This window comes from Humitalea sp. 24SJ18S-53, assembly GCF_050632385.1.
In the GTDB taxonomy this organism is placed as follows: Bacteria; Pseudomonadota; Alphaproteobacteria; order Acetobacterales; family Acetobacteraceae; genus Humitalea.
Genome location: NZ_CP192599.1, coordinates 5,135,001 through 5,159,411, shown reverse-complemented (window position 1 = coordinate 5,159,411; position 24,411 = coordinate 5,135,001). Strand labels below are relative to the sequence as shown.

At 68.8% G+C, this 24,411-nt stretch carries 21 protein-coding genes and 2 tRNA genes; 7 read left to right on the top strand and 16 right to left on the bottom strand.

All coding sequences use genetic code 11. The features are described from left to right. Positions 1-3: 3 nt before the first annotated feature. Both ACQW02_RS24730 and ACQW02_RS24725 read right to left on the bottom strand, forming a co-directional pair. A complete protein-coding gene (locus ACQW02_RS24730) occupies positions 4-726 on the bottom strand; it encodes a CoA transferase subunit A (protein ID WP_431282571.1) in 723 nt (240 codons plus the stop codon). An 80-nt stretch (positions 727-806) separates the two neighbouring features. Continuing rightward, positions 807-2,861, bottom strand: coding sequence for a M10 family metallopeptidase C-terminal domain-containing protein (locus ACQW02_RS24725; RefSeq protein WP_431282570.1), 2,055 nt, complete (start codon positions 2,859-2,861; stop codon positions 807-809). Between the two features lie 360 nt (positions 2,862-3,221). Between ACQW02_RS24725 and ACQW02_RS24720 the strand changes: the two genes are divergently transcribed. Together ACQW02_RS24720 and ACQW02_RS24715 are read left to right on the top strand one after the other, a co-directional pair. Continuing rightward, a tRNA-Gly gene (locus tag ACQW02_RS24720) sits at positions 3,222-3,296 on the top strand. Positions 3,297-3,357: 61 nt separating this feature from the next. Then, on the top strand, positions 3,358-3,669 hold the full coding sequence (locus tag ACQW02_RS24715; protein WP_431282569.1) for a VapE domain-containing protein: 312 nt from the start codon (positions 3,358-3,360) through the stop codon (positions 3,667-3,669). Between the two features lie 97 nt (positions 3,670-3,766). On the opposite strand, the gene ACQW02_RS24710 is transcribed toward ACQW02_RS24715, so the two are convergent. The 6 genes from ACQW02_RS24710 to ACQW02_RS24685 form a co-directional block, all read right to left on the bottom strand. Then, a tRNA-Met gene (locus ACQW02_RS24710) sits at positions 3,767-3,843 on the bottom strand. Positions 3,844-3,876: 33 nt separating this feature from the next. Next, positions 3,877-4,977 (bottom strand): tRNA 2-thiouridine(34) synthase MnmA, encoded by a 1,101-nt coding sequence (gene mnmA, locus ACQW02_RS24705; RefSeq protein WP_431282568.1) that lies wholly within the window; start codon positions 4,975-4,977, stop codon positions 3,877-3,879. Beyond that, the gene (locus tag ACQW02_RS24700) at positions 4,977-5,654 is read right to left on the bottom strand and encodes a TenA family protein (protein ID WP_431282567.1); all 678 of its coding nucleotides are present in this window, start codon (positions 5,652-5,654) and stop codon (positions 4,977-4,979) included. The genes mnmA and ACQW02_RS24700 overlap by 1 nt, the downstream gene beginning before the upstream one ends. Further along, on the bottom strand, positions 5,651-5,980 hold the full coding sequence (locus ACQW02_RS24695; RefSeq protein ID WP_431282566.1) for a ferredoxin family 2Fe-2S iron-sulfur cluster binding protein: 330 nt from the start codon (positions 5,978-5,980) through the stop codon (positions 5,651-5,653). Before ACQW02_RS24695 ends, ACQW02_RS24700 begins: the two co-directional genes overlap by 4 nt. Positions 5,981-5,982: 2 nt before the next feature. Beyond that, positions 5,983-7,173, bottom strand: a complete 1,191-nt coding sequence (locus ACQW02_RS24690) for a cysteine desulfurase family protein (protein WP_431282565.1) — start codon at positions 7,171-7,173, stop codon at positions 5,983-5,985. A 45-nt stretch (positions 7,174-7,218) separates the two neighbouring features. Further along, positions 7,219-8,289 carry a cysteine desulfurase family protein gene (locus ACQW02_RS24685; protein WP_431282564.1) on the bottom strand — a complete coding sequence of 357 codons (1,071 nt, stop codon included), beginning with the start codon at positions 8,287-8,289 and terminating at the stop codon, positions 7,219-7,221. A gap of 381 nt (positions 8,290-8,670) precedes the next feature. Here ACQW02_RS24685 and ACQW02_RS24680 point away from each other — a divergent pair, with 381 nt between their 5' ends. Further along, positions 8,671-9,339: an alpha/beta hydrolase gene (locus ACQW02_RS24680; protein WP_431282563.1), complete on the top strand. Its 669-nt coding sequence runs from the start codon at positions 8,671-8,673 to the stop codon at positions 9,337-9,339. A gap of 228 nt (positions 9,340-9,567) precedes the next feature. On the opposite strand, the gene ACQW02_RS24675 is transcribed toward ACQW02_RS24680, so the two are convergent. From ACQW02_RS24675 to ACQW02_RS24665, 3 genes are all read right to left on the bottom strand, one after another. Next, entirely contained in the window at positions 9,568-10,521 is a 954-nt protein-coding gene (locus ACQW02_RS24675) for a Bug family tripartite tricarboxylate transporter substrate binding protein (protein WP_431282562.1), read from the bottom strand. 274 nt (positions 10,522-10,795) lie between these two features. Continuing rightward, a complete protein-coding gene (locus tag ACQW02_RS24670; RefSeq protein WP_431282561.1) occupies positions 10,796-11,968 on the bottom strand; it encodes a S1C family serine protease in 1,173 nt (390 codons plus the stop codon). Between the two features lie 162 nt (positions 11,969-12,130). Beyond that, the gene (locus tag ACQW02_RS24665; protein WP_431282560.1) at positions 12,131-12,610 is read right to left on the bottom strand and encodes a hypothetical protein; all 480 of its coding nucleotides are present in this window, start codon (positions 12,608-12,610) and stop codon (positions 12,131-12,133) included. 117 nt (positions 12,611-12,727) lie between these two features. On the opposite strand from ACQW02_RS24665, the gene ACQW02_RS24660 reads away from it, so the two are divergent. Beyond that, the gene (locus ACQW02_RS24660) at positions 12,728-14,065 is read left to right on the top strand and encodes an MATE family efflux transporter (protein WP_431282559.1); all 1,338 of its coding nucleotides are present in this window, start codon (positions 12,728-12,730) and stop codon (positions 14,063-14,065) included. A gap of 293 nt (positions 14,066-14,358) precedes the next feature. Here the strand turns inward: ACQW02_RS24660 and ACQW02_RS24655 are convergent, their stop codons facing one another. From ACQW02_RS24655 to ACQW02_RS24640, 4 genes are read right to left on the bottom strand one after another with little or no spacing between them, the layout of a single operon-like run. Then, positions 14,359-15,018: a TetR/AcrR family transcriptional regulator gene (locus ACQW02_RS24655; protein WP_431282558.1), complete on the bottom strand. Its 660-nt coding sequence runs from the start codon at positions 15,016-15,018 to the stop codon at positions 14,359-14,361. Positions 15,019-15,073: 55 nt separating this feature from the next. Further along, positions 15,074-16,552, bottom strand: a complete 1,479-nt coding sequence (locus tag ACQW02_RS24650) for an efflux transporter outer membrane subunit (protein WP_431282557.1) — start codon at positions 16,550-16,552, stop codon at positions 15,074-15,076. Between the two features lie 2 nt (positions 16,553-16,554). After that, complete coding sequence (locus tag ACQW02_RS24645; protein WP_431282556.1) at positions 16,555-19,704, bottom strand: efflux RND transporter permease subunit; 3,150 nt, start codon at positions 19,702-19,704, stop codon at positions 16,555-16,557. Between the two features lies 1 nt (position 19,705). After that, the gene (locus ACQW02_RS24640) at positions 19,706-20,902 is read right to left on the bottom strand and encodes an efflux RND transporter periplasmic adaptor subunit (RefSeq protein ID WP_431282555.1); all 1,197 of its coding nucleotides are present in this window, start codon (positions 20,900-20,902) and stop codon (positions 19,706-19,708) included. Positions 20,903-21,365: 463 nt separating this feature from the next. Here ACQW02_RS24640 and ACQW02_RS24635 point away from each other — a divergent pair, with 463 nt between their 5' ends. After that, positions 21,366-22,091: a trypsin-like peptidase domain-containing protein gene (locus tag ACQW02_RS24635; RefSeq protein ID WP_431282554.1), complete on the top strand. Its 726-nt coding sequence runs from the start codon at positions 21,366-21,368 to the stop codon at positions 22,089-22,091. Here the strand turns inward: ACQW02_RS24635 and ACQW02_RS24630 are convergent. Then, positions 22,088-22,318 (bottom strand): DUF1127 domain-containing protein, encoded by a 231-nt coding sequence (locus ACQW02_RS24630; protein ID WP_431282553.1) that lies wholly within the window; start codon positions 22,316-22,318, stop codon positions 22,088-22,090. The genes ACQW02_RS24635 and ACQW02_RS24630 overlap by 4 nt on opposite strands. Before the next feature lie 108 nt (positions 22,319-22,426). Between ACQW02_RS24630 and ACQW02_RS24625 the strand changes: the two genes are divergently transcribed. Continuing rightward, positions 22,427-23,335: a LysR substrate-binding domain-containing protein gene (locus ACQW02_RS24625; RefSeq protein WP_431282552.1), complete on the top strand. Its 909-nt coding sequence runs from the start codon at positions 22,427-22,429 to the stop codon at positions 23,333-23,335. Between the two features lie 77 nt (positions 23,336-23,412). Continuing rightward, positions 23,413-24,381, top strand: coding sequence for a Bug family tripartite tricarboxylate transporter substrate binding protein (locus ACQW02_RS24620; RefSeq protein ID WP_431282551.1), 969 nt, complete (start codon positions 23,413-23,415; stop codon positions 24,379-24,381). The last annotated feature ends 30 nt before the right edge of the window (positions 24,382-24,411 follow it).

The following is a 24,411-nucleotide window of genomic DNA, read 5'->3' as shown; positions in this document are numbered from 1 at the left end:
TCCTTATGCGGCTTCGGGCTGGCGGACGGTGCGCTGTTCGATCCGCTTCACGTAACCGGGCGGCAGCACGACGATGCGCTTCACGAAAATGCCGGGGGTGTGGATGTGGTCGGGGTCGATCTCCCCAGCCTCGACCAAGTGTTCCACCTGGACGACTGTCACGCGGGCGGCGGTCGCCATCATCGGGTTGAAGTTCCGCGCGGTGCGGCGGAACACCAGGTTGCCCTCGGTATCCGCCTTCCACGCGTGGATGATGGCCAGATCCGCAAAAATGCCGCGTTCCTGGATAAAGGTCTGGCCGTCGAATTCGGCGGTGGGCTTGCCCTCGGCGACCGCGGTGCCGACGCCGGTCTTGGTATAGAAGGCGGGAATGCCTGCGCCGCCGGCGCGGATGCGCTCGGCCAGGGTGCCTTGGGGGTTGAATTCGATCTCGAGCTCGCCGGCCAGGAACTGGCGGGCAAATTCGGCGTTCTCCCCGACGTAGGAGGACATCATCTTCTTGATCTGGCGGGTTTTCAGCAGCAGGCCGAGGCCACCGTCATCGACGCCCGCGTTGTTGGACACGAAGGTCAGGTTCTTGGCGCCCGCGTCACGGATCGCCTCGATCAGCGCCATCGGCACGCCGCAGAGGCCGAAGCCGCCGGAATGGATCAGCATGCCGTCCTTCAGCACGCCCGACAGGGCGGCGGCGGCATCGGGGTAGATCTTGCGTCGGCTCATGCTCATGGGGGGTGGTCCTGTACGGGCGCCGCAACCTAGGGGCGGGCGGGCCGCCACTCAAGCCGCCCCAGTAGCAGGCCGCCGAGTCAGTCGAACACCCCATCGCTGAAGACGGCGCGGCCTTCGTTGATGCCAAACGCCATGTAGTGCCAGAGCGGGTTGACCCCCGCGTTCGCGACATCGGTGTAGTTGGCACGGTAGGCGGAGGTGTCGAAGGTCGCGGAAGGATCGCGGCCTTCCCGCCAACCCGACGTGCTGTAGTGGGTCAGCGGGTTGACGCCCGCACTGCGGACATCGGCGTAGCGGCTGAGGTAGCCGGCCGTGTCGAAGTAGCTGCTGGCGGCCCGGCCTTCGTGCCAGCCGAAGAGATTGAAATGGAGCGACGGATCCATGCCGCCTGCGGCGACGTCCGGGTTCTTCATGAGGTAGAATTGGCGGTCGAAGCCAAAGGAATCGACGCTACCAACCATCTTTTGGGTGGCGCGACCTTCGAAGCGGCCATAGTCCATGAAGTGCATCAGCGGGTTGATCCCCGCGGCCCGTACATCGGTGTTGATCGCCAGGTAGCCGGCGGTGTCAAAATTCAAGCCGGGGTCGCGGCCCTCCCGCCAGCCGTGGATGTCGTAGTGCAGCAGCGGGTTCACATGGGCGTTGCGTACATCGATATTGGCTGAGAGGTAGCCGTTATTGTTGAAATAGAGCGACGGGTTGCGCCCTTCGTTCCAGCCGTAGCTGAGGTAATGGGCGAACGGGGATGTATTGGTTGCCCTGAAGACGTCGGGATTTTGCTGCGTGTAGTATAAGCCATCGAAGAGGGGATTGCCTTCTTCGAGGTACACCGCGCCATCCGCGAATTGCAGCCGGTGAATGCCAAACAGCGAATCTGTGCCATCGGAACCGCTGACGCGGGAGCGCAGCGAGGAGGCGTTGGCGGAAAGTTCTGTTATGGTATAATTTCGCATAAAACCGTTAAAAATTGCCGTATCGAAGCCGCCATTGCCTATTATGGTGTCATTTCCGCCATTTCCGCGCAGCCAGTTGTTTGCATAATTGCCGATTATGGTGTCTGATGCCGATCCGCCATTGGCGTTTTCGATCAATGTGCTGAAGGCGATGCCAAGATTGTTGGTCATGAAGCCGCCAACATCGGAATAGGCGCCTGGCGCCAAGTCGATGCGATTGCCGCGCGTATAGGCCGACAGGTCGAGGGTGTCGTTGCCACCGGAATCGAAAATGGTGACGATCGGATTTGTGTTGATAGAGAAATTAAAAACGTCACGCCCGCTGGTGTTGTTGAAGCCGTAGTTGGTATCTCCGGCGCGGGTCGTGGTGCTGGCGCCGTAGATCGCCTGGATGGCCATGACATCGTGGACCATGGGCGTTTGGGCGTATTTCAGCAAGTTGTCGCTGCCGTAGTGATCGGTGCCGCTGCCATCTTCTGATGCATTGAAATAAGACATGACAGTATAGCGCAGGGTATCCTGCGCGTATTCCGCATTGGCGCCATAGGTGATCGAAACACCTGGGCCTGCATTGTAGCTGCCAGGGTGCGACAGGCCGATCGAGTGGCCTATTTCATGGATATAGGTCATAAATCCGTAGCCGCCGTACACCATGTCGCTGTCAGTGTCGTGCGACGTGTAGGTCGAACTGAGCCAGATTTGACCGCGGTTAAACGCGTAGTTGCTGCCACCAAGAGGCGTCAGGCTGCCGGGTGAGGCGTAGCTGAGATTGTTGTTTGTCCGGCTGGATAGATTGAAGGTTATATTAGAGAATGGCGAATCCGATTCGACGAAGGCAAGAGGAACCAGATCATCCCATAGGATGAAGGCTTCCCGGGCACGGTATTGCATCAGCGCGGTCATGTTGATCAGGCCGGCCTGTTCGCCATTGTAGCCGGTGACGGCATCATTGATCGCGTAGGTGACGGTCGATTGGTTCCAGGCACGGAAGGTGCCTTCGGAGAACCCCGCCCATGAGGAGCGGAGTTGGTGGGCAATCTGGGCGGTTGAGAAGAAGGCCTGACTCTCGGCGGGGGGGCCGTCGGGGTTGAGAATCGGGTCCGCTAAAAAATGCTCCGGCGCTTCACCCGTGCGCCAGCAGTTCGGGCACCCGCACATCGTCCAGAACGCACTCGGCATGGCGCTGCACGCTCCCCAGACCCGCTTCCAAAAGGTTAATTATCGTACCAGAAAACGTACTGGTAGCGATACTTCTGGCGGCATCCTTCGCCGCCGAGGCTGTCCGTCGCGCAGCGTGTTGTTGAGCAGGCTGCGGCCTTCGACCGGGGATGGCTGCGCTGTTGAGCCCCAGCCGCGCAGGCACGAATGCCGGGCTGCGATGGTGAATCCCCGCTCTCCCTGGCTTGCCCATGATGGAGCCCATGCGGGGCCAGGCGGACTTTGCGGGTGCGGGCTGCACATCCAGACCGGGGATCGCGGTGCAGGGTCGGTCGGGTAGGGTTGCAATGGTTCGGGCTGCATGGCATAGCGCCCTCGGATGCGGGCGTAGCTCAGGGGTAGAGCACAACCTTGCCAAGGTTGGGGTCGAGGGTTCGAATCCCTTCGCCCGCTCCATTTTTCTCTCTGACAACCTGTCTCTCCTGCACGGCGCATCGCGCTGATCCGCCCCGTCACCATGGCCGTGATGGCCGCTGCCCAGTGGGTCTTCGCCGGCAGCGTGAATCCCGACACCTACCTGCGCGACGAAACCGGCAATCGGCGCTTCTGGCCGCTCCGATGCGGGGAGATCGATCTCGACGGGCCGCGCCGCGACCGCGACCAGCCCTGGGCCGAGGCCGTCGCGCGGCTCCCGGCCAGCGACGGCTGGTCGAAGCCGATGAGGGTATGCGAGGTGGTATTGGACGTTCGGGCGACAATGCCGTGCCCGCTTTTGCGGCGGCAGCGGCTGGATCGGGGGGGCGCTGGCCGAGGTGACGATGCGGTTTGACGCAGCCGCATCTCGCAACCAAAACATCATTCACGGTGAACGACCGCCGCCGTAGCCCGAGGCGGCTTCGTGCCTGTGGATAAGTCGTGAAAAATATTGGTAGCGGCGGGCGGACTTGAACCGCCGACCCCGGCATTATGAGTGCCGTGCTCTAACCAGCTGAGCTACACCGCCCCAAAACCTGCCCCAAGCGGGCAGGCGCTGCGATTAGGCCGCGCTCTGCCGCATGTCAACGCGGGAGGCAGCCCGGATGAACCCGCCGCCGAGGACGCGCCCCATCGCATCGTACAGGACCATCGCCTGCCCGGGGGCGGCGATGGCCGCGACCTCGGGCCGCAAGCGCAGCAGCGCCCCATCCCAATGGGCCACCGCCGGGCGCGGAACCTCCCGCGCGCGCAGCTTGGCGAAGCAGGCGAAATCGCCCTCGGGCGGGGCGACCAGCCAGTTCGTGTCGCCGGCGATCACCTCCTCGGTCGCGGTCGCGGCGCGGGGGCCGACGATAATGCGGCGCGTCTGGGCCTCCATGCCCGTGACGAACAGCCTTTCGCCATCGGCATGGGAGGCATCCCCCAGCCCGCGCGCCTGGCCCACGGTGTAGCGCGCGATGCCCTGGTGCTGGCCGAGCACCCTGCCATCGGCATGGACGATCTCCCCCGGCGCCGCCGCATCGGGGCGTAGCCGTGCCACCAGGTCGCTGTAGCGGCCCTCCGGCACGAAGCAGATGTCCTGGCTGTCGGGCTTCTGGGCGACGCCCAGGCCAAAGCGGTCGGCCAGCGCGCGCACGGCGGCCTTGTCCGGCATGTCGCCCAGCGGGAAGCGCGCCAGGGCCAGTTGCTCGCGCGTGGTGGCGAAGAGGAAATAGGACTGGTCGCGCGCGGGATCGGCGGCCTGGTGCAGTTCCGGGCCATCGATGCCTTCCACGCGGCGGGCGTAGTGCCCGGTCGCCAGGGCCTCGCAGCCCAGGTCCCGCGCCAGCACGGCCAGGTCCTGGAACTTCACCGTCTGGTTGCAGCGGACGCAGGGGATCGGGGTTTCGCCGCGGGCGTAGGAATCCGCGAAATCGTCGATCACCGCGTTGCGAAAACGCTGCTCGCGATCCAGCACGTAGTGCGGAATGCCTAGGCGGTCGGCGACGTCGCGGGCGTCGTGGATATCCTGGCCGGCGCAGCAGGAGCCTGACTTCTTCACGGCCGCGCCATGGTCGTAGAGTTGCAGGGTGGCGCCGACCACCTCATGCCCCTGCTCATGCAGCAGGGCCGCGACGACACTGCTGTCCACCCCACCGGACATCGCGACCAGGATACGCATCAGCGGGCGTCCAATCCCATCTGCCAGAAGTGTGTCTCCAGCCGCGCGGCTTCGGCGAAGTTGGATGACAGGGAGGGGAAACGGGCCTCGCCGCCATGGCTTGTGCCCAGCGTGTCCAGCCGCATGGCGGCGGCGCGGGCCAGGGCCTGGTATTCGGCGCCGCCATAGGTCGCGATCCAGGATTCGTAGGGGTTGCCATCGCGCCTGCGCGACGGGTGCGCGTTGATCCGCATCGCGATCTCGCCATAGCCGACGGTGCAGGGGGCCAGCGCCACCTCAAGGTCCAGGATGTCGCCCGCCATGCCGCGGTCCAGCACCCAGCGGGTATAGCCGACGGTGGGGGCGGCTTCGGGGGTGGCGACGACGGCGGCCTCATCCAGCCCCCATTCGCGGCAATAGGTCAGGTGAAGCTTGGTCTCGTCCAGGATCGACAGCACCGCCTGCGCCTTGTCGCGCATGGCCTGCAGGCTTTCGGCCTTGAACACCGCCAGCGCCTTGGCGCGGGCGAACTGCAGCAGGAACAGGTAGTCCTGCACCAGGTAATGCTGGAAGGCGGGCAAGGGCAGGCTGCCATCGGCCAGGCCCTGGACGAAGGGGTGCCAGCAATAGGCTTCCCAGGCGGGGGCGGCGGCGCGCAGCCGCCGGAACAGCCCGCCCTCGCTGCCGTAGTCGGTCAACCGCCGGCGTTCCGCGTCGCCGCCGGCAGCTTCACCACCAGCCCGTCCAACGCATCGGTCATGATCAACTGGCAGCCCAGGCGGCTGGTTTCCTGCAGGTCGAAGGCGAGGTCGAGCATGTCTTCCTCATCCTCGGTCGGCTTCACCAGTTTCGCGAACCAGGCGGCATCCACCACGACATGGCAGGTGGAGCAGGCGAGCGAGCCCTCGCAGGCGCCTTCGATATCCACGTCGTGGCGATGGGCGATTTCCAGCACCGAAAGGCCAAGCGGGGCTTCCACCGTCTTGTGGTTCCCGTTTCGCTCGATGAACGTCATCTTCGGCATGGTCACTCCGCTACCGCATGGGCACTGGGTCTGGATGGATCGGATCGGGCCGCGTCCCAGGCCGCCGCCAGAAGCGTGGCGGCGGTGGTGGCGTCGGCCGGCGAGGTAAAACGCCCCAGGCCGATCCGCAAGGTTTTCCGCGCATCACCGTCGGAAACGCCGATGGCGCGCAAGACATGCGATGGGGTGATCTCGGCCGAGGAACAGGCCGAGCCTGTGGAAACGCAGACGCCCGGGGCGGCCGCCATGATCGCCTCCGCCGTCACGTCGCCGGGAAAGGTGAGGTTGAGGTTGCCCGCGACCCGCGCTGTCGCATGGCCGTTCAGGCGCAGGCCGGGGACAGCGGCTTCCAGCGCCGCCCGGAAACGGTCGCGCTGGCCGGCGATGCGCCCGGCATCCAGCGGACCCTCGGCGCGGGCGATGCGCGCCGCCTCGCCAAAGCCCACCACCAGGGGCGTGGCCAGGGTGCCCGACCGCAGGCCCCGTTCCTGCCCGCCGCCGGAAAACAGCGGCGCCAGGCGCACGCGCGGGCGGCGGCGGACATAGAGCGCGCCGATCCCCTTGGGGCCGTAGAGCTTGTGGCCCGACAGCGACATCAGGTCGGCCAGCCCCGCATTGATGGCGATCCGGCCGGAGGCCTGGGCCGCATCGACGTGGAACAGTGCGCCGGTGTCGCGGACCAGTGCCCCGATCGCGGCGATGTCCTGGATCACCCCGATCTCGTTGTTCACCGCCATCACGCTGACCAGCAGCGTCGGCACGGCCAGGGCGGCGCGCAGCACGTCCAGGTCCAGCAGCCCGTCCGGCCCGACCGGCAGGATGACCGGTTCAAAACCTTCAGCCGCCAGGTCGCGGACGCTTTCCAGGACGCATTTGTGTTCGGTGACCAGGGTGATGACACGACGCCGCGTGCTGCCCTGGCCCGCGGCGAAGCGCGCGGCGCCCTTGATCGCCAGGTTGTTCGCCTCGGTCGCGCCGGAGGTCAGGATGACCTCCCGCGCATCGGCCCCGATCAGGGCTGCGATGTGTTGGCGCGCCTGTTCGACCGCTTCTTCCGCGGCGCGGCCCATGGCGTGTTCGACGCTATGCGGATTGGCGAAATTCTCTTCCCACCAGGGGCGCATGGCCGCCAGCACGCGCGGATCGACCGGCGTGGTGGCGTGGTTGTCGAGGTAGATGGGGCGGTTCCGCATCTGCCCAATGTGGCGCACCCCACGCCGGGGTAAAGGCACAACAGATCAAAGGCGCCGGGCGCGCACGCGGGCCAGGGCTGCAAGAAACCGGGCCGGGGCGTCGTCCGGCGCATTCCACGGCAGGCTGATCCGGATCGCTTGGCCGGCGGCCTCGCCCAACCCCATCGCATCGAGCACATGGCTGCGCCCGACCTTGCCGGAGGAACAAGCGGAGCCGGCCGACACCCGCACCCCCTCCAGGTCCAGCGCGATGACCAGGGTTTCGGCGGGGGTGCCGGGCACGACAAGGCTGGTGGTGTTGGGCAGGCGGGGGGCGGTGGCGCCCGCGACGGGAAGCCCGGCGCCGGCCTCGATCGCGTCACGCAGGGCCGCCAGGCGGGCGGCGGCGGTGGGCTGCGCCGCCTCGGCCGCCGCGGCCATGCCGGCGATGGCGGGCAATGCCTCGGTGCCGCCCCGCCTGCCGCGTTCCTGCCCGCCGCCGGCCAGCAGCGGGGCCAGCGCCAGGCCAGGCCGCAGGATCAGCGCGCCGGCGCCTTTTGGGCCGCCCAGCTTGTGGCCGGACAGCGCCAGGCTGTCCGCGGCGCCCAGCCCGGTCACGACGCGGCCCGCCGCCTGTACCGCATCGACATGCAGCATTGCGCCATGCTGGCGGCAGAGGGCGGCGGCCTCGGCCAGGGGGTGCAGAACGCCCGTCTCGTTGTTGGCGGCCATCAGGCAGAGCAGGGCGGGTGGGCCATCGGCCAGCGCTGCCGCCAGGGCGGCCAGGTCGATGGTGCCGTCGGCCAGCACCGGCAGCACGGTGGCGCCGGGGGCCGTGGCCAGCACGGCTGGATGCTCCGTCGCGCCCACCAGGATGCGCCGGCCGCGGCCAAGCCCGTGCACGGCCATGGCATTGGCTTCCGTGCCGCCGGCGGTCAGGACGACCTCGGCCGGGGCTGCGCCAAAGGTCACGGCGATGCGGGCGCGGGACTCCTCCAGCAGGCGCCGTGCGGCGCGTCCTTCGGCATGGACCGAGGATGGGTTGCCGATCGTATCCAACGCGATGATCGCCGCCGCCCGGGCTTCGGGGCGAAGCGGTTCGGTCGCATTCGCGTCAAGGTAGAGACCCTGGGTCATTTCGCGGATTTTTGGCACGGATGGCGGGTGGCACGGTGGTCGCGGACGGGCATTACACGGCCGTCATGCGCGGCGGGGATGCCTGCCATGCATATACCAAAAAAGGTGTCATGATTTTCTTATGATTCCGCGCAACGCAACTCTATATTGGCAGCGCGCCAGGAGACGGGAACCTCTCCTGGTGCAGCCATGAACGACCGAAGTCCGATGCGCGCGACAAACTGTCGCCACGGAAGGGTATGGGCCATGCCGAGGAACGTCAACGACGCCCCTCGGCTGCGGCCATGCCTCTTTGCCATCGGGCCGCGCCGTGCGCTGGCCTGGTTTCCCGATCGGGTGTCGGCGGCCCCACGCCGGCGCCTCAACCGGATGTAGAACACGATGCCAGAAGTGATGTTCGCCGGCCCGGACGGGCGGCTCGAAGGTCGTTACCACCACGCCGGCAAGCCCGGCGCCCCGGTCGCCCTCGTGCTGCACCCGCACCCGCTGCACGGCGGCACGATGAACAACCGCGTCACCCATGCGCTGTTCGAGCGCTACAAGGCGATGGGGTTTTCCACCCTGCGCTTCAATTTCCGCGGCGTCGGCCGCAGCCAGGGCCGCTATGATGGCGGCATTGGTGAGATTTCCGATGCGGCCTCGGCGCTCGACTTCCTGCAGACGGTGAACCCTGGGGCCTCGATGCTCTGGGTCGCCGGCTATTCCTTCGGGGCCTATGTCGGCATGCAGTTGCTGATGCGCCGGCCGGAGATGGGCGGCTTCGTGTCGATCGCCGCCCCGGCCAGCCATTATGACTTCGGCTTCCTCGCGCCCTGCCCGTGCAGCGGGTTGATCCTGCATGGCGCGGATGACGAGCTGGTGCCGGAACCGTCGGTGAAGAAGCTGGTGGACAAGCTGAACACCCAGAAGGGTGTGAAGATCGACTACCGCGTGATGGGCGGTGCGGGCCACGTGTTCACCCCGGCGCAGACCGAACAGGTCGCCGATGCGGCGGAAGACCATGTGATGAGCATCCTCAACCGCTCACGCATGGCGCTTGCCGCCGACTGAACCGGCTGCCGGTCAGCGATCCGAAACAACGCCCGCGGCGCCTGCCGCGGGCGTTTTTTTATGTGTCGTTCAGGCCGGTGGAACGGGCGGGGTGTTGGGCCTGCGGGGGGCAGCCGCTGCCTATCCGAGCGTGACGGCCGTAGGCACGAAGGCGCCGCAGGGCTGAATCACACGACAGAACAACAAGATAGACCGTTCGGCGTAAGCCTTTTCGAGCGGAAGGGCGGTCTAGTCCATCTGGATGCTGAACCGCCGGATCACCGCGCCATACTGCTCCACCGTATCCTGCATGAGCTGGCCCAGACCCTCCGGCGTCGAGGACACGGCCGAGGCGCCGGTGCCCTCCACCGCCGTGCGGTATTCCGGGGAGGCCACCGCGGCCGACACGAGTTCGTTCATCCGCCGCACCACCGCCTGAGGCGTGCCGGCGCCGCCGCAGACGCCGAGCCAGCCGAAGGCCACGAGGTTCATCCCCTGCTCCGCCAGCGTCGGCACCTCCGGCGCCACAGTCAGGCGCTGCGGGCTGGTCACGCCGATGGCGCGGACCTCACCAGCCCGGGCCAGCGGCATGGTGTTCACCAGCGGGCCGACGAAGAGTTGCAGGCGCCCGGCGATCAGGTCCTGCAACACCGGCGGCGTGCCGCGATAGGGCACTTCCACCATGGTGACGCCCGCCGCGCCCTCGAACATCCGCGCCACCAGATTGGGCATGGAGGCCGGGCCGACATGGCCGAACGCCAGTGCCTCCGGCCGCACCTTCGCCAAGGCGACGAATTCCGCGACATTCGTGGCCGGCAGGCTGTTCGGAACGACCAGCGCGTAATAGGCCCGCGTGATCTGGCTGATCGGAACGATGTCGCCCAGCGCATAGGGGCGCGACGCGCTCATTGAATTCAGTGCGTCGATGTAGGTGCAGAGCAGGAGGGTATGTCCATCCCGCGGCTGTGACAGCACATGGTCCAGGGCGATGCGGCCGCCGGCGCCGGTGCGGTTTTCCACCACCACGGGTTGGCCAAGCTGGCCGCGCAGCTGCTCCGCGATGATGCGGGCCGGGATGTCGGTGGGGCCGCCAGCCGGGAAGCCGACGACGAGACGCAGCGGCCGGGTTGGCCATGCCTCCTGTGCCGCTGCCGGCAGCCCGCAGAGCAGAGCAAGCGCTGTCGCAATTCCGCGCATCATCATTGTATTTATCCTGACGTTTCCTCAGGCGGTAGCATGCCGAGTCGTCAGTTGCGGCTCAATGGCCCCGGCTCCGCCAGGGACGACATATCGCTTCATATCGAACGGATCGCGCCGCAGGACATGCCCAGGCCAAGCGATGGCTTGGAAGATGGTCGGGCGAAAACGTCCGAACGACGAGCAATGGCAAAAGCATAAAACCCGGAGCCTGCGCCTGCGCAGGCTCCGGGTCCTGGGAGTGCAAGGCCGGGCCGATGCCCGGCCTTGCACTGGTGTGTCAGCGGCGCTGCTTGCTGTTCGGCAGTTCGTCGGCCGGGGCGCGGCGGCGCGGCGTGGGCGCAGGCTCAGCCTGGGCCGCGGCCTCGCGCACCGACGGCTGGTCGCCGATCGTCGCACGGATGGTCTTGCTCTCCTGGCCACGCTGGATGGCCAGCGTCACTTCCGAACCCGGCGCGCGGGCGCCGAGCGCACGGGCCAGGGCACGGCCGTCGTTGATCTGCGTGTCGTCGACGCGGGTCACGACATCGCCCGGCAGCAGCCCGGCGCGGGCGGCGGGGCCGTCGCGCATGACATTGGCCAGGCGCGCACCCGGGGCGGGGCGGCCATTGGCGGCCAGGGCCGGTGCCGTCTCGACACCCAGCCAGCCGCGCGCCACGCGGCCATGCTCGCGCAGGTCGCCGGCGACGCGCGCCGCGACTTCCGCCGGAACCGCGAAGCCGATCCCGGCCGAGGCGCCGGAGGGCGACAGGATCGCGGTATTCACCCCGACCACGCGGCCCTGCATGTCGAACAGCGGGCCACCGGAATTGCCCGGGTTGATCGCCGTGTCGGTCTGCAGGAAGTCGTCATAGGGACCCGCGCCGATGTCGCGGCCACGCGCCGAGACGATGCCGGAAGTAACCGTCAGACCGAGGCCGAAGGGGTTGCCCACGGCCACGACCCAGTCGCCGACGCGCGGCGGGGTGCCGGTGGCGAAGGGCACGGCCGGCAGCGGACGCCCGGCGTCGACCCGCAGCACGGCCAGGTCGGTGCGCTCATCGCCGCCCACCAGCTTGGCCGGCAGCACGGTGCCATCGGCCAGGGTCACGGTGATGTTCTCGGCCCGGCCCGCGACGTGGAAGTTGGTGACGATCAGCCCGTCGGCATCGATGATGAAGCCAGAGCCCTGGCCGCCACGGCGGCCTTCCGGATCGGCGTCAGGCGCGGGGGCGCCGCGGCGCGCGGGGCTGGCGCCCGAGCCGCCATCGATGGCGATGCGCACGACGGAGGGCGAAACCTGCTCGACCAGGTCGGCGAAGCTCGCGGGCGCACCGGCGCGCGGGGCGATGGAGGTGGCGCTGGGGAGGCCCTGCGCGAAGGCGTTGGGGAGGAAGACGGCACCCACGCCACCAAGCGCGGTGGCGCCCAGCAGCATGGCGGCAAGGGCTTGGCGGCGGATCGATCGGGTCATTCGGGGAAAACCTTCGGCTGAAGTGACCCCGTGACTATCGCGTGGTGTATCTTGCCGGAGGCATACCCCTGGATGAACAGTGTTTTGTGACGAATTACAGTTCGGTTGCAGGCTCAGTTACTTGGTAGTTACACTCACCTTGAATGTAACTGCTTGTGTTGGTCAATCTCTGTTGGAACCTGGGCAAAAGCAAGCGGCCGATACAAGCGGCCCCGAAAAAACCAGCCCGGCGTGCCGAAAAGCCACACCCACCGCCAGCGCATGGCCCATGGCGGCATAGGCCGGGCAGGGCGGCAGCAGCGCGCACCAGGCCGCCAGGGCATGGGCCCGGGGGGCGGCCTGTGTCAGCGTGCAACCCATCAACAGCAGCGGTTCGCAGCCGAGGACACAGGGGTTGGCCTGGGTGCCGACGCGCAGGGGGCGGCCGGCGGCGATGGCATGCAGCAGCGCGTCCAGCGGCCGTGCGGCGGCCTCGGCCTGGCTCGCGGCCAGGGGTGGGTGCAGGGCAGGCAGGCTGGGCCAGCCGGAGACCCTGGCCTCGGCCCAGCGCCGCGTGGCATCCACCAGGACGGATTCGGCCGCCGGGAGATCGGCGGTTTCGTGACCCTGCCAGGGCCAGTGGGGGAGTCCGCGTGTGGCCATGTGTGCCTCCGTTGGTCATGCTGGCGTATCGTAGTTGCGAGTGATTCGCAACTCACTTCCCTTGCCGATCCCGTCATCCGGTGTTGGCATGCCGCCGCAGCCTTCCGGATTCCGCCCTTGCCCGATGTTTCCCCGCCAGTTCCGGCGCCGCCGGCGATCAGCGGCATCTTCCGCCAGATCCTGGCGCTGGCGGCCCCGACCAGCCTGGTCGCGGCGATCCAGGCCACGGCCCAGATCATCGAGACGGTGCTGGCCGCCCGCCAGGGCACGGCGGCCCTGGCGGGCTGGGCGGTGGTGCTGCCCTTCGCCCTGCTGATGCAGCAGATGTCCACGGGCGCCATGGGCGGCGGGGTGGTTTCGGCCATCGCCCGGGCGCTGGGGGCGGGACGGCGGGACGATGCCTCGGCCCTGGTGCTGCATGCGATGCTGATCGCGGCCGGATTCGCCGCCGGCTTCATGCTGCTGATGGTGGGCTTCCCGGGGCCGATCCTGCGCCTGGTGGGCGGGCCAGAGGCCGCGGCCGCCGCCATCCCCTATGCGCTGATCCTGTTCGGGTTGGGGGCCTTGCCGGCCTGGATGGCGAATACCCTGGCATCGGTGCTGCGCGGCGGCGGGCGGCATGGGCTGGCGGCGCGGACGATGGTGGTCGCCTGGATCGCCTATCCCATACTGGCCTGGGCGCTGGCCGAGCCTTTTGGGATGGGCTTGCCGGGGCTGGGATTGGCCTTTGCCATTGTTTTCGCCGCGGCCTCGGTCGCCATGTGGGTGACGGTGGCCCTGGGGGGCGCCGGTTTCGTGCCGCATTGGCGGGTGCCGATCCAGCGGGTGCTGTTCGGGCGCATCCTGTCGGTCGGGCTGATCGCCTGCGTGCTGGCGGCGCTGGCCAACCTGACCACGATCCTGGTCACGGCGCAGTTGGTGCCCTGGGGGGTGGCGGCGGTCGCCGCCTATGGCATCGCGGCCCGGTTGGAGTTCCTGATGGTGCCGCTGTCCTTCGGTGTCGGTTCGGCGCTGACGGCGCTGGTGGGCCGGGCGGTGGGGGCACAGGATTGGGTGCGGGCGCGGCGCACGGCCTGGGTCGGGGGCGGGCTGGCGCTGCTGGTCGCGGGATCGGCCGGCGTCGTCGTGGGGGTCTTCCCGGGGCCGGTCGCGGCGGCGTTTTCCACCGATCCGGCGGTGCTGGCGATCGCGGCGGGGGCGCTGGCGATCACCGGGCCGGCGCTGGGTGGCTTCGGGCTTGGGATGGCGATGTACTTCGCGGCCCAGGGGGCGGGGCGGATGACCGGGCCGCTGCTGGCGGCGATCTGCCGGATCGGCTTCGCGGTCGGCGGCGGCTGGCTGCTGGCGGGACCGCTGGGCATGGGGCTGGCGGGGCATTTTTGGGGGGTGGCGGCCGGGATCACCGCCTATGGACTGGTCACTGCGGCCAGCGTGCGACCGTCGGTCTGGCGGTGAACGTGCTGCCCCTGCCCGGCGGGTAGGCATAGCGGGGCTGGAGGGCGGTTTTCACATCGATCTGTCACTTGCCGGCAAGGCCCGCTTTAGACTATATTCACGTTCTGTTCCTGTTCTGGAGAGCGGCCAGCACCGGACCAGCCCGCGTGACGCCTTGCCGGTCGCGTGGGTCGTGGGTGGCGCCGGGGAAGGGTGGCCGGGGTGACCCCGCTGCCGTCGCCGGCGCCGTCGCACCGCAATGGACATCCCGCCCGCGCCACAGGTCGGGAACCGATGCGCGACGGAGATGCCTTTCAGGCAACGCTGGGCAGCAGCGTCCCGCGCAGGAAGATGTCCACCGCCCGGGCCACCATGCTGGCGATCTCCTCCGCCTCCGGCTGCTGGCGCAGCCCCAGCAGCAGCATCATGTGCATCTTGCCGATGGCCATGCCGAACAACATGCTGGCCGCCTCGCCCGGGTCCTCGACACGCAGGTGACCGCGCCGCGCATGGGCCGCGATGCAGCGCTCCAGCGAGCCCTCGCCCCCGCCCGGCCCGGCGCGGTGGAAGGCCTCGGCCAGTTCGGGGGCGCGTTTGCCCTCGGCCGAGATCAGCCGGAAGATGCCGATCTGGCGGCGCTCCAGCAGGTGGCGCGCGGCCATTTCCAGCAGGGTGGTCAGGGCGGCGCGGGGATCGTCGCCCTGCTCCTCCGGTGCCGAGGCTTTCAGCGGCGCCAGGTGGTCGGCGATCACCGCCTCGAACAGCGCCGCCTTGGAGGCGAAGATCTGGTAGAGCGTCTTCTTCGACATGCGCGCGCCGCGCGCGACATCATCCATGTTCGCCGCTGTATAGCCTTGGGCGAGGAACACGTCCTCCGCGACGCGCACCAGTTCCAGCCGTCGATCGGCCTCGGTCAGCCGGCGCCGCGTCGCGGACTCCGCGGCCTCGATGGTGGCCGATGCGATTGCTGTCATCGTCTTGGTCCGGAAGCGGGACGGCCGATGCTGGCACGCGGGGGCGGGATTTGCATCATGGGACCGCAGCTTCGGCCGCCTGGACATTGGCCTCACTCCAGCCGCCACCCAGTGCCTTGTAGAGCGTCACCAACCCCTGCAACCGCTCCAGTCGCAGGGTGATCAGCGCCTGCTGCGCCGTGAAGAGCTGGCGTTGGGAATCCAGCGGCGCCTGGAAGGTGTCGAGCCCGCCGCGGAAACGCATCAGCGACAGGCGATAGGCATCGGCATAGGAATCCGCCAGGGCCGCCTGGGCGGCGATCTGGTCGCCATAGGTGCCGCGCGCCGCCAGCGCATCGGCCACTTCGCGGAAGGCCGTCTGCAGGGCACGTTCGTATTCCGCGACCTGCACCTGCGTCTGCACCTTGGCCAGGTCCAGGCTGCCTTGCAGTGCGCCGCCCGAAAAAATCGGCAGGTTGATCTGCGGCGCAAAATTCCAGTTCCCGCCGCCGGCAGCAAAAAGCCGGCTGAAGCTGGCGCTGGCGATGCCGGCATTGGCCGTCAATGTGATCGAGGGGAAGAAGGCCGCGCGGGCCGCGCCGATATTGGCATTGGCGGCCATCAGGTTGTGCTCGGCCGCCAGCACGTCCGGGCGGCGGGTCAGGATGGTGGACTCCAGCCCCGCCGGGACCTCCGCCACCAGCCCCGGACCATCCAGGGGTGCGGTTGGCAGCAGACCGGGCGGTACCTGGGCGCCGACCAACTGGTTCAGCGCATTCTCATCCTGCGCCTGCTGGCGGGTGTATTGGGCGAGGCTGGCGCGCGCCGTCTCGACCGAGGTCTGTGCCTGGCGCAGCGCCACGGCCGTGGCGGTGCCGCCGTCGTAGCCGGCCTGGGTCAGGCGATAGGCTTCCTGCTGGTTCGTCAGCGTCTGCTGCGTCAGCGCCAGCAATTCGCGATCCGCCGCCACGGTCAGCCAGGCATTGGCCACCTGCGCCACCAGGGTGATCTGGGACGCGCGTCGGGTTTCCGCGTAGCCGAGGTATTGCTGGAACGACTGCTGGCTCAGGCTGCGCACGCGGCCGAACAGATCGATTTCCCAGGAGGTGAAGCCGACGCCGGCACTCCAGCTTCGGGTCGAAATGCCACGCGTGCCAGTCGCGACACCGCCGCCGGTGGAAAGGCTGGCCGGAATGCGCTGCGCATTGAGCGACGCCGTGGCGCCGACCTGCGGGAACAACTCGCCCCGCTGCACGCGATACTGTGCCTCCGCCGCCGCGACATTCAGCGTGGCGATGCGCAGGTCGCGGTTGTTGGCCAGGGCGAGTTCCACCACCTGGCGCAGTTGCGGGTCGCGGAAGACCTCGCGCCAGCCCGTCGCATCCGCCGACAGAAGCGGATCGGTGACCGCCGTGGCGGCGGGCGGGGTGCGATAGGCCGGGCCATCCGGCCAGGCGGTCGGCACCGGCGCCGCCGGGCGGCCGATGTCGGGGATCAGGCTGCAGCCCGACAGCAGGATCGCGGCGAGGGGCAAGGCAAGCAGAGGACGGCGCATCATCATTCTCCGGCCGCCGGATGCGGGATGGCCTTGGGTTCGGTCGTGGATTTTTGGCGCACGCGGAACAGGCGCAGCACCACGACGAAGAACACCGGCACGAACATGATCGCCAGCACCGTGCCGGCCATCACGCCGCCGATCACGCCGACGCCGATGGCATTGCGCCCGCCGGAGCCCGCGCCGGTGGACAGCGCCAGCGGGACCACGCCCAGCACGAAGGCCAGCGACGTCATCAGGATCGGCCGCAACCGCTGCCGAGCCGCGGACAGCGCCGCATCGGCCAGGCTGGCGCCGCGCTCGAACTCCTCCTTGGCGAATTCCACGATCAGGATCGCGTTCTTCGCCGAAAGCCCGACGGTGGTGAGCAGCGCCACCTGGAAATAGACGTCATTCGCCATGCCGGCCCAGAGCGTGGCGACGACCGCGCCGAGCACGCCGAGCGGCACCACCAGCATCACCGCCGCGGGGATCGACCAACTCTCGTAGAGAGCCGCGAGGCAGAGGAAGACCACCAGCAACGACAGCGCATAGAGCGCCGGCGCCTGGGAGCCAGATTGCCGTTCCTCATAGGACAAGCCGCTCCAGTCCTGGCCGATGCCGGGGGGAAGCTGGGCGACCAGGCGCTCCATCTCGGCCATCGCCTCGCCGGTGCTGCGGCCCGGCGCCGCATTGCCGACGATCTGGAAGGAGGCGACGCCGTTGAAGCGTTCCAGTTTTGGTGGGCCATAGCCCCATTCGGCACGGCCGAAGGCGGCGAAGGGCACCATCTGGCCGGCGCTGTTGCGCACGAACCAGCTTTCCAGGTCGCCCGGCAACATGCGGGAGGACGCCTCGCCCTGCATGAAGACGCGCTTCACCCGGCCACGGTCGATGAAGTCATTGACGTAGCTGGAGCCCCAGGCGGCCGCGACGGTGGAATTGACGTTGGCGATCGACAGGCCAAGGGCGCTGGCGCGTTCCCAATCGATCACCAGCCGGTACTGCGGTTCATCCTCCTGCCCATTGGGGCGCACCCCGGCCAGGATGGGGCTCTGCGCCGCCAGGCCCAGCAACTGGTTGCGGGCGGCGAGCAGGCGTTCATGCCCAAGGCCGCCACGGTCCAGCAACTGGAACTCGAAGCCCGTCGCATTGCCCAATTCCGAGATCGCCGGCGGGGCGAAGGCGAAGATCATCGCATCCGAATAGCCGGAGAAATGCCGCATCACCCGCCCGGCCAGCGCCTGCACGCTATTCGCCGGGCCGGGGCGATCATCCCAGTCGCGCAGGCTGACGAAGGCCATGCCGGAATTCTGGCCACGGCCACCGAAGCTGAAGCCGGTGATGCCGAAGACGGAGGAGACGACGCCGGTTTCCTGCTCCAGCAGGTACTTGGTCACCGCATCCACGGCGCGCTGCGTGCGCTCCACCGTGGCACCGGGCGGGGCGACGACCTGGACGAACAGGGTGCCCTGGTCCTCATCCGGCACGAAGGCGGTCGGCAGGCGGACGAAGAGCACCCCGAGGACCACGACCAGCGCCAAATAGACCGCGCCCAGCCGGAACGGCCGCCGCAGCGCATAGCCGACGCCACGGCCATAGACGCGGTTGCCGCGGTCGAAGCTGCGGTTGAACCAGCCGAAGAAGCCGCGCTTTTCGTGATGCGCCTTGGCGGGGGGCTTCAGCAGCGTGGCGCAGAGGGCGGGGGTCAGGATCACCGCCACCAGCACCGACAGCCCCATGGCCGTCGCGATGGTGACGGAGAACTGGCGATAGATCACGCCGGTCGATCCACCGAAGAAGGCCATCGGCAGGAACACCGCCGACAGCACCAGCGCGATGCCGACCAGCGCGCCGGTGATCTGGTCCATGGATTTGCGCGTGGCTTCCAGGGGGGAGAGGTTTTCCTCCTCCATCACGCGCTCGACATTCTCGACCACGACGATCGCGTCATCGACCAGAAGGCCGATGGCCAGCACCATGCCGAACATGGTCAGGGTGTTGATGCTGTATCCGAGGGCCTGCAACACAGCAAAAGTGCCGAGCAGCACGACCGGCACGGCGATGGTGGGGATCAAGGTCGCCCGAAAATTCTGCAGGAAGAGGTACATCACGAGGAAGACGAGGACGACCGCCTCGATCAGCGTCTTCACCACTTCCTGGATCGACAGCCGCACGAAGGGGGTGGTGTCGTAGGGGAAGACCACCTCGACGCCGGCGGGCAGGGTCGGGCGCAACCGTTCGATGGTGGCGCGCACCGCCTGTTCGGTGTCCAGCGCATTGGCGCCGCTGGCGAGCTTGACCGCGATGCCCGCCGCGGGACGGCCGTTGTAGAGGCTGGTGATGGCGTAGCTTTCGCCACCGAGTTCCACGCGGGCCACGTCGCGCAGGCGGACCTGCGACCCATCCGGCTGCACGCGCAGCAGCACCGCGCCGAATTGCTCCGGTGTCTGCAGGTAGGACGGGCCGATGATGGTGGCGTTCAACTGCTGGCCGGGGACCGAGGGCAGCGCGCCCAGTTCGCCGGTCGCGATCTGCACGTTCTGCGCCTGGATCGCCGTCGAGACGTCAGCCGGCGTCAGGCCGAAGTTGACGAGCTTCGCCGGATCCAGCCACAGCCGCATCGCATATTGCGCGCCAAACAACTGGTAGTCGCCGACGCCGGGCGTGCGGCTCATCGCATCCTGCACGTTGGAGGCGATGTAGTCGCCGATGTCGGTATTGTTGAGCCGCCCGTCCGTCGAGACGAAGCCCACCACCATCAGGAAGTTGCGCGTCGCCTTGGCCACGCGCAGGCCCTGCTGCTGCACCGCCTGGGGCAGGCGCGGCACGGCGAGCTGCACCTTGTTCTGCACCTGCACCTGGGCGACGTCGGGATCGGTGCCCTGGGCGAAGCTCAGCGTGATGGTGGCGCTGCCGTCCTTGCTGCTTTCCGAGCTGAAGTAGAGCAGGTTGTCGATGCCGCTCAGTTGCTGCTCGATGATCTGCACCACCGTGCTCTGCACCGTTTCGGCGGAGGCGCCGGGATAGGACACCGAGATCGAGATGGAAGGCGGCGCGATCGAGGGATATTGCGCGACCGGCAGGCTGCGCAGCGACAGCACGCCGGCCATCATCAGCGCGATGGCGAGCACCCAGGCGAAGACCGGGCGGTCGATGAAGAAGCGGGCCATCTCAGCCGCCGACGGCCGCGGGGCGGCCCCGTTGGTCGAGCGCCGCCTGGGTGGTTTCCGTCACCGTCACCGTGGCGCCGGGCCGGGCGCGCTGCACGCCTTCCACGATCACCCGGTCACCCGCCTGCAAGCCGGCGGTCACCAGCCAGGTGGTGCCCACGGCGCGTTCGGCCTGGATGATCCGCGCGGAGACCTTGTTCTCCGCATCCACGACCATGGTCGTGGCCTCGCCCCGCGGGGTGCGGGTCACGGCCTGCTGCGGCACCAGCAGGGCGCGGTCGGTGACACCTTCCTCGACGCGGGCGCGCACGAACATGCCGGGCATCAGCAGCCCCTGCGGGTTCGGGAAGACCGCCCGCAGGGTGACCGAGCCGGTGCCGGGATCGACGATCACCTCGGAGAATTGCAACTGCCCGGGGGCGGCGTATTCGCTGCCGTCTTCCAGCACCAGCTTGACCACCGCGGCGCCGGCATCGTCGCGGCGCAGCGCGCCGCTGGCGACATCCCGCCGCAGCCGCAGCAGGCGGGAACTCGGCTGGGTCATGTCCACATAGATCGGATCAAGCTGGGTGATGGTGACCAGCGCATTCGCCTGGTCGGCCGTCACCAGCGCACCCGGCGTGACACTGGATCGCCCGGTGCGCCCCGGAATGGGGGAGGTGACGCGGGTGAAATCGAGGTTGATGCGGGCGCTCTGCACGGCGGCGCGGGCCAGGGCCACATCGGCCTGGGCCTGGCGCAGCGACGCCTCGGCATTGTCCAGGTCCTGCTGGCTGACCGCGCGGGCGCGCACCAGCGGGCGGTATCGGTTGACGGTGATCTCGGCCGAGGCGGCCGTCGCCTCGTTGCGCTGGAGGGAGGCCTCGGCGCTATCCAGGCTGGCCTGCAACTGGGCCGGGTCGATCTGGTAGAGCGGCTGGCCCGCCTGCACGTCCTGCCCCTCGGCGAACAGGCGTTCGCGCACCACGCCGCCGACCTGGGGCCGGACCTCGGCCGTGCGATAGGCGGCGGTGCGGCCTGGCAGTTCGATGGTGATGGGCACCGGCTGCTGCCGCAGGGTCACCACGGTGACGGCCGCCGGCGGTGGTGCGGCGGGGGCGGCCTGGCTTTGCTGTTCCTTGCAGCCGGCTGCCAGCAGGGCGAGGACGAGGGCGGAAGCGGGCGCGGCAAGGCGACGGCGGTGCTGAGAGGGGAGCATGAGGGTCTTCCGCGCTGGAAACTGACAAGTTTCGTGAACGGGTACTCATGAGTTTCCGCCCTGTCAAGCATCTTGCTGCATCGCAATATGACGCAGTGTAACGAGGCCCTCCGGCGCATGGCCCAGCGGCCGTGACGTGCCTGGCCAGCGCCGGATGCCGATGACGGATGATCCAAGCGACCGGTGCTGGGCTGGCTGCCGCAGCGCCTCCGGCGTCGCGCCCCATCGATGAAGCCCTCTGCGAGAAGGCCCGGGGCGGGCTGGCCGCGGCGGTCGCACGCAAGGACGCCGCCCAGGGCCAGCATCGGCGCGCCTTGCAGACTCGCGATGCCCGGGCTCCCGGCGGGGAGGGCTCGAACGCGCAGGCATCCATTACGTGCGCGTTAGGCAGTGATTTCGTAAGCACGCCGTACAGTCATTTCGCTGCACGAGTCGCTTCCGTAACAGGGAAGAAACCGCCGCCTTGCATATACGACGCGCCCTGCCGGTTCGTGGCCCGAAACTGGCCCGCCGGGGCCTGCTGCTGGCCCCATTGGCCGGTTGCGCGCCCCGCCTGGAACAGCATGTCACCGGCACCCCGGCCGCCGCCTTCCTGGCCGGCGGCTTCGCCTCCTTGCATGCCGGGGGTGAGGCGCCCGGCCGGATCCTCGGCGCCGTCGTGGGGCTGGACGACGGCCATGTGCTGACCTGTGCCCATGTGATGCCGCGCGCCACGCGGGCCTGGTTGCGCCGCCCCGATGGTCGCTTTGCCGCGGCGCGGGTGGCGGGTCGCAGCCCCGACCTCGATGTGCTGGTGCTGCGGGTCGAACCCGGCTTCCTTCGCCCCGCCGCCTTCGCCGACCGCTTGCCGGTGTTGGGGGAGGCGGTCTGGGCGCTGGGCGCGCCCGGGATCGGCCCCGCCATGGCGGCCGGCCAGGTCGATACCACGGCGGCCGTGCTGGAGGGCAGCGGGCCAGGCTTCATCGCCCGGATGCCCGCGCTGATGGGCTATTCCGGGGGGCCGGTGATCGTCGCCGATGGCAGCGTGCTGGGGATGACCGCGGCGCTGCTGCGGCCCGGGGCGGCCGGGTTGGTCGCCATGCTGGTGGGCATGGACCTGGACGGGATGAGCCGGGGTGAGGGCCGGCAGGTCTTCGCCCTGTCGGCCACCCCACTGCAGGCGGAAGCGCGGCGGTTGCTGGCGGGTTAGGACTGCCCGCGCCGCGTGATGTCCAGATCCCACGGCGCCCGCTCCGCCTCATGCAGCGCATCGGCGCGGCTGATGCCGACGTCGCGCAGCATCCGGTCGTCCATCTCGGCCAGGTCGCGGCGCGTCTCGATCGCAACCAGGGCCCGCTTCAGCATGGCGGAAAAGCCGCGCAGGCCGGTGATCCGGACGCTGGTGGGGAGCGAGAGGCTGAGGCCGAAACCGGACATGACCGGGATTCCTTGTTGGCTGGTGACACGCCATGTGTGATCGCCTGGGCAAAATAAACCAAACGAGTTGTTTTGACTTTGCCTATCAGAATGCTTGATGTTGGTGCCATGCTTGCCATCCCCGCCGGGCTCGACCCCGACCTGCTTCGATCCTTCGTGCTGATCGCGGAGGGCGGCAGCGTCACCCGTGCCGCCCAGCGCGTCGGCCGCACCCAGTCGGCGGTGTCGATGCAGTTGCGCCGGCTGGAGGAATCGCTCGGCCACAGCCTGTTGACCCGGACCGCGCGCGGCATGGTCCCGACCCCGCGCGGCGCCTGGCTGCTGGAACGGGCGCGCGCCCTGCTGGCGCTGAATGACGAGATCGTGGCGACGCTGCGGGCCCCCCCCATGGTCGGCACGGTGCGGCTGGGGACGCCCGATGACTACGCGCTGCAGTGGCTGCCCGGCATCCTGGCCCGCTTCGCCGAGGCCTATCCCGCGGTCGAACTCGACGTGATCTGCATGAATTCCGATGTGCTGGCCGACCGGCTGGCCGCCGGGGCGCTTGACATGACCTTGCTGACCGAGGGGCACGAGCCGCCGGGCATGACATCGCGCCCCTTGTGGCGGGGGCCGCTGCATTGGGTGGGCAGCCCGCGCCATGCGCTGCACCGGCGCGACCCCTTGCCGCTGGCACTGGCCCTGGCGGAATCCGACTGTCCCTGGCGCAATGCGACCCTGACGGCCTTGAGCAAGGCCGGGCGGCGGGGGCGCGTCACCTATAATTCGGCGACCCAGACGGGGTGTTTCACCGTGGCGCTGGCGGGCCTGGCCCTGACCGTCAGCACGCCTGGCGCCTTGCCCGAGGGGTTGGCCTGGCTGGGTGAGGCGGAGGGCCTGCCGCCCTTGCCGGACATGGGCATCGTGCTGATGCGGCATCCGGCCTCGGTCGGCGAACCGGCCGCGGATGCCATGGCGTCGCATATCATCGAAGGGTTTCGTGGCGCGCTGGTTCCGGGGATCGCACGCGCGGCGTGACCGTCGCGCTTGATCCGGACCGGCCGGCATGCCCGAATGCGTGACGGGACCCGACGACGGGACAAGGACGCACCAAGATGCAACGCCGCACCCTGTTGGCCGGCCCCCTTGCCGCCAGCCTGGCCCTTCCGTCCATCGGGCGGGCGCAGGGCGCCTGGCCGGAACGGCCCGTGCGGATTGTCGTGCCCTTCCCGCCGGGCGGGTCGAACGACACCGTCGCGCGCATCATCCAGCCACGGCTTCAGGAATTGCTCGGGCGCCCGATCGTGGTGGACAATCGCGCCGGTGCCTCGGGCTCGGTCGGTTCGACCGAAACGGCGCGCGCCGCCCCCGATGGCTACACCTGGCTACTGGCGAACGACACGCTGGCGACCAATGACACGCTGATGCCGTTGCCGTATCGCGCGGGCGATTTTTCCGCCTGCAGCGTGCTGGGCACCTGTCCCTATGCGCTGACGGTGCATCCCGGCCTGCCTTACCGGACGATGGCCGAGGTGATCGCGGCGGCCAAGGACCGGCCGGATGCATTGAATTATGCGACCACCGGGGTTGGCAGCCTGGCGCATATCGCCGCGGTGCTGTTGCAGCAGCGGGGCGATTTCCGGCTGACGCATGTGCCCTATCGCGGCGGCGGGCCGGCGTTGCAGGATGCGCTGGCGGGGCATGTGCCGCTGTTCATGTCGAATATCGTGATCATCCTGCCGCATATCCGCGCGGGGGCGCTGCGGCCGGTTGGCGTGTCCACCCTGGCCGACAGCGGCTACCTGCCCGGGGTCGCGCCCTTCGCACGCCAGGGCTTCGCGGGGTTCGAGGCGCTGACCTACTGGGTGCTCGTCGGCCCGCCGCAGGTCCCGGCGCCGATCGTGGCCCGCATGCAGCAGGCCCTGGCCCAGGTGCTGGCGGACCCCGTCGTGCGGACCCGCATGGCCGACCAGGGCGCCAACATCGTCGCCAGCCCGCCAGCCCAGGCCGAGGCCTTCCTGCGCGCCGAGGTGGAGAAATGGGGGCGGGTGATCCGTGACAACAACATCCGCGCGGACAGTTGACACGTCCCATTTCGTCTTGTCGGCCGCCGG

Excerpts from the sequence above, each read along its gene's own strand:
- ACQW02_RS24675 (WP_431282562.1), bottom strand. The coding sequence starts at position 10,521 with ATGATGATGCGCGGAATTGCGACAGCGCTTGCTCTGCTCTGCGGGCTG.
- ACQW02_RS24650 (WP_431282557.1), bottom strand. The coding sequence starts at position 16,552 with ATGCGCCGTCCTCTGCTTGCCTTGCCCCTCGCCGCGATCCTGCTGTCG.
- ACQW02_RS24620 (WP_431282551.1), top strand. The coding sequence starts at position 23,413 with ATGCAACGCCGCACCCTGTTGGCCGGCCCCCTTGCCGCCAGCCTGGCC.
- ACQW02_RS24630 (WP_431282553.1), bottom strand. The coding sequence starts at position 22,318 with ATGTCCGGTTTCGGCCTCAGCCTCTCGCTCCCCACCAGCGTCCGGATC.
- ACQW02_RS24715 (WP_431282569.1), top strand. The coding sequence starts at position 3,358 with ATGGCCGTGATGGCCGCTGCCCAGTGGGTCTTCGCCGGCAGCGTGAAT.
- ACQW02_RS24695 (WP_431282566.1), bottom strand. The coding sequence starts at position 5,980 with ATGCCGAAGATGACGTTCATCGAGCGAAACGGGAACCACAAGACGGTG.
- ACQW02_RS24655 (WP_431282558.1), bottom strand. The coding sequence starts at position 15,018 with ATGACAGCAATCGCATCGGCCACCATCGAGGCCGCGGAGTCCGCGACG.
- ACQW02_RS24680 (WP_431282563.1), top strand. The coding sequence starts at position 8,671 with ATGCCAGAAGTGATGTTCGCCGGCCCGGACGGGCGGCTCGAAGGTCGT.
- ACQW02_RS24670 (WP_431282561.1), bottom strand. The coding sequence starts at position 11,968 with ATGACCCGATCGATCCGCCGCCAAGCCCTTGCCGCCATGCTGCTGGGC.
- ACQW02_RS24730 (WP_431282571.1), bottom strand. The coding sequence starts at position 726 with ATGAGCATGAGCCGACGCAAGATCTACCCCGATGCCGCCGCCGCCCTG.
- ACQW02_RS24665 (WP_431282560.1), bottom strand. The coding sequence starts at position 12,610 with ATGGCCACACGCGGACTCCCCCACTGGCCCTGGCAGGGTCACGAAACC.
- ACQW02_RS24685 (WP_431282564.1), bottom strand. The coding sequence starts at position 8,289 with ATGACCCAGGGTCTCTACCTTGACGCGAATGCGACCGAACCGCTTCGC.
- ACQW02_RS24725 (WP_431282570.1), bottom strand. The coding sequence starts at position 2,861 with ATGCCGAGTGCGTTCTGGACGATGTGCGGGTGCCCGAACTGCTGGCGC.
- ACQW02_RS24690 (WP_431282565.1), bottom strand. The coding sequence starts at position 7,173 with ATGCGGAACCGCCCCATCTACCTCGACAACCACGCCACCACGCCGGTC.
- ACQW02_RS24645 (WP_431282556.1), bottom strand. The coding sequence starts at position 19,704 with ATGGCCCGCTTCTTCATCGACCGCCCGGTCTTCGCCTGGGTGCTCGCC.
- ACQW02_RS24640 (WP_431282555.1), bottom strand. The coding sequence starts at position 20,902 with ATGCTCCCCTCTCAGCACCGCCGTCGCCTTGCCGCGCCCGCTTCCGCC.
- ACQW02_RS24625 (WP_431282552.1), top strand. The coding sequence starts at position 22,427 with ATGCTTGCCATCCCCGCCGGGCTCGACCCCGACCTGCTTCGATCCTTC.
- mnmA (WP_431282568.1), bottom strand. The coding sequence starts at position 4,977 with ATGCGTATCCTGGTCGCGATGTCCGGTGGGGTGGACAGCAGTGTCGTC.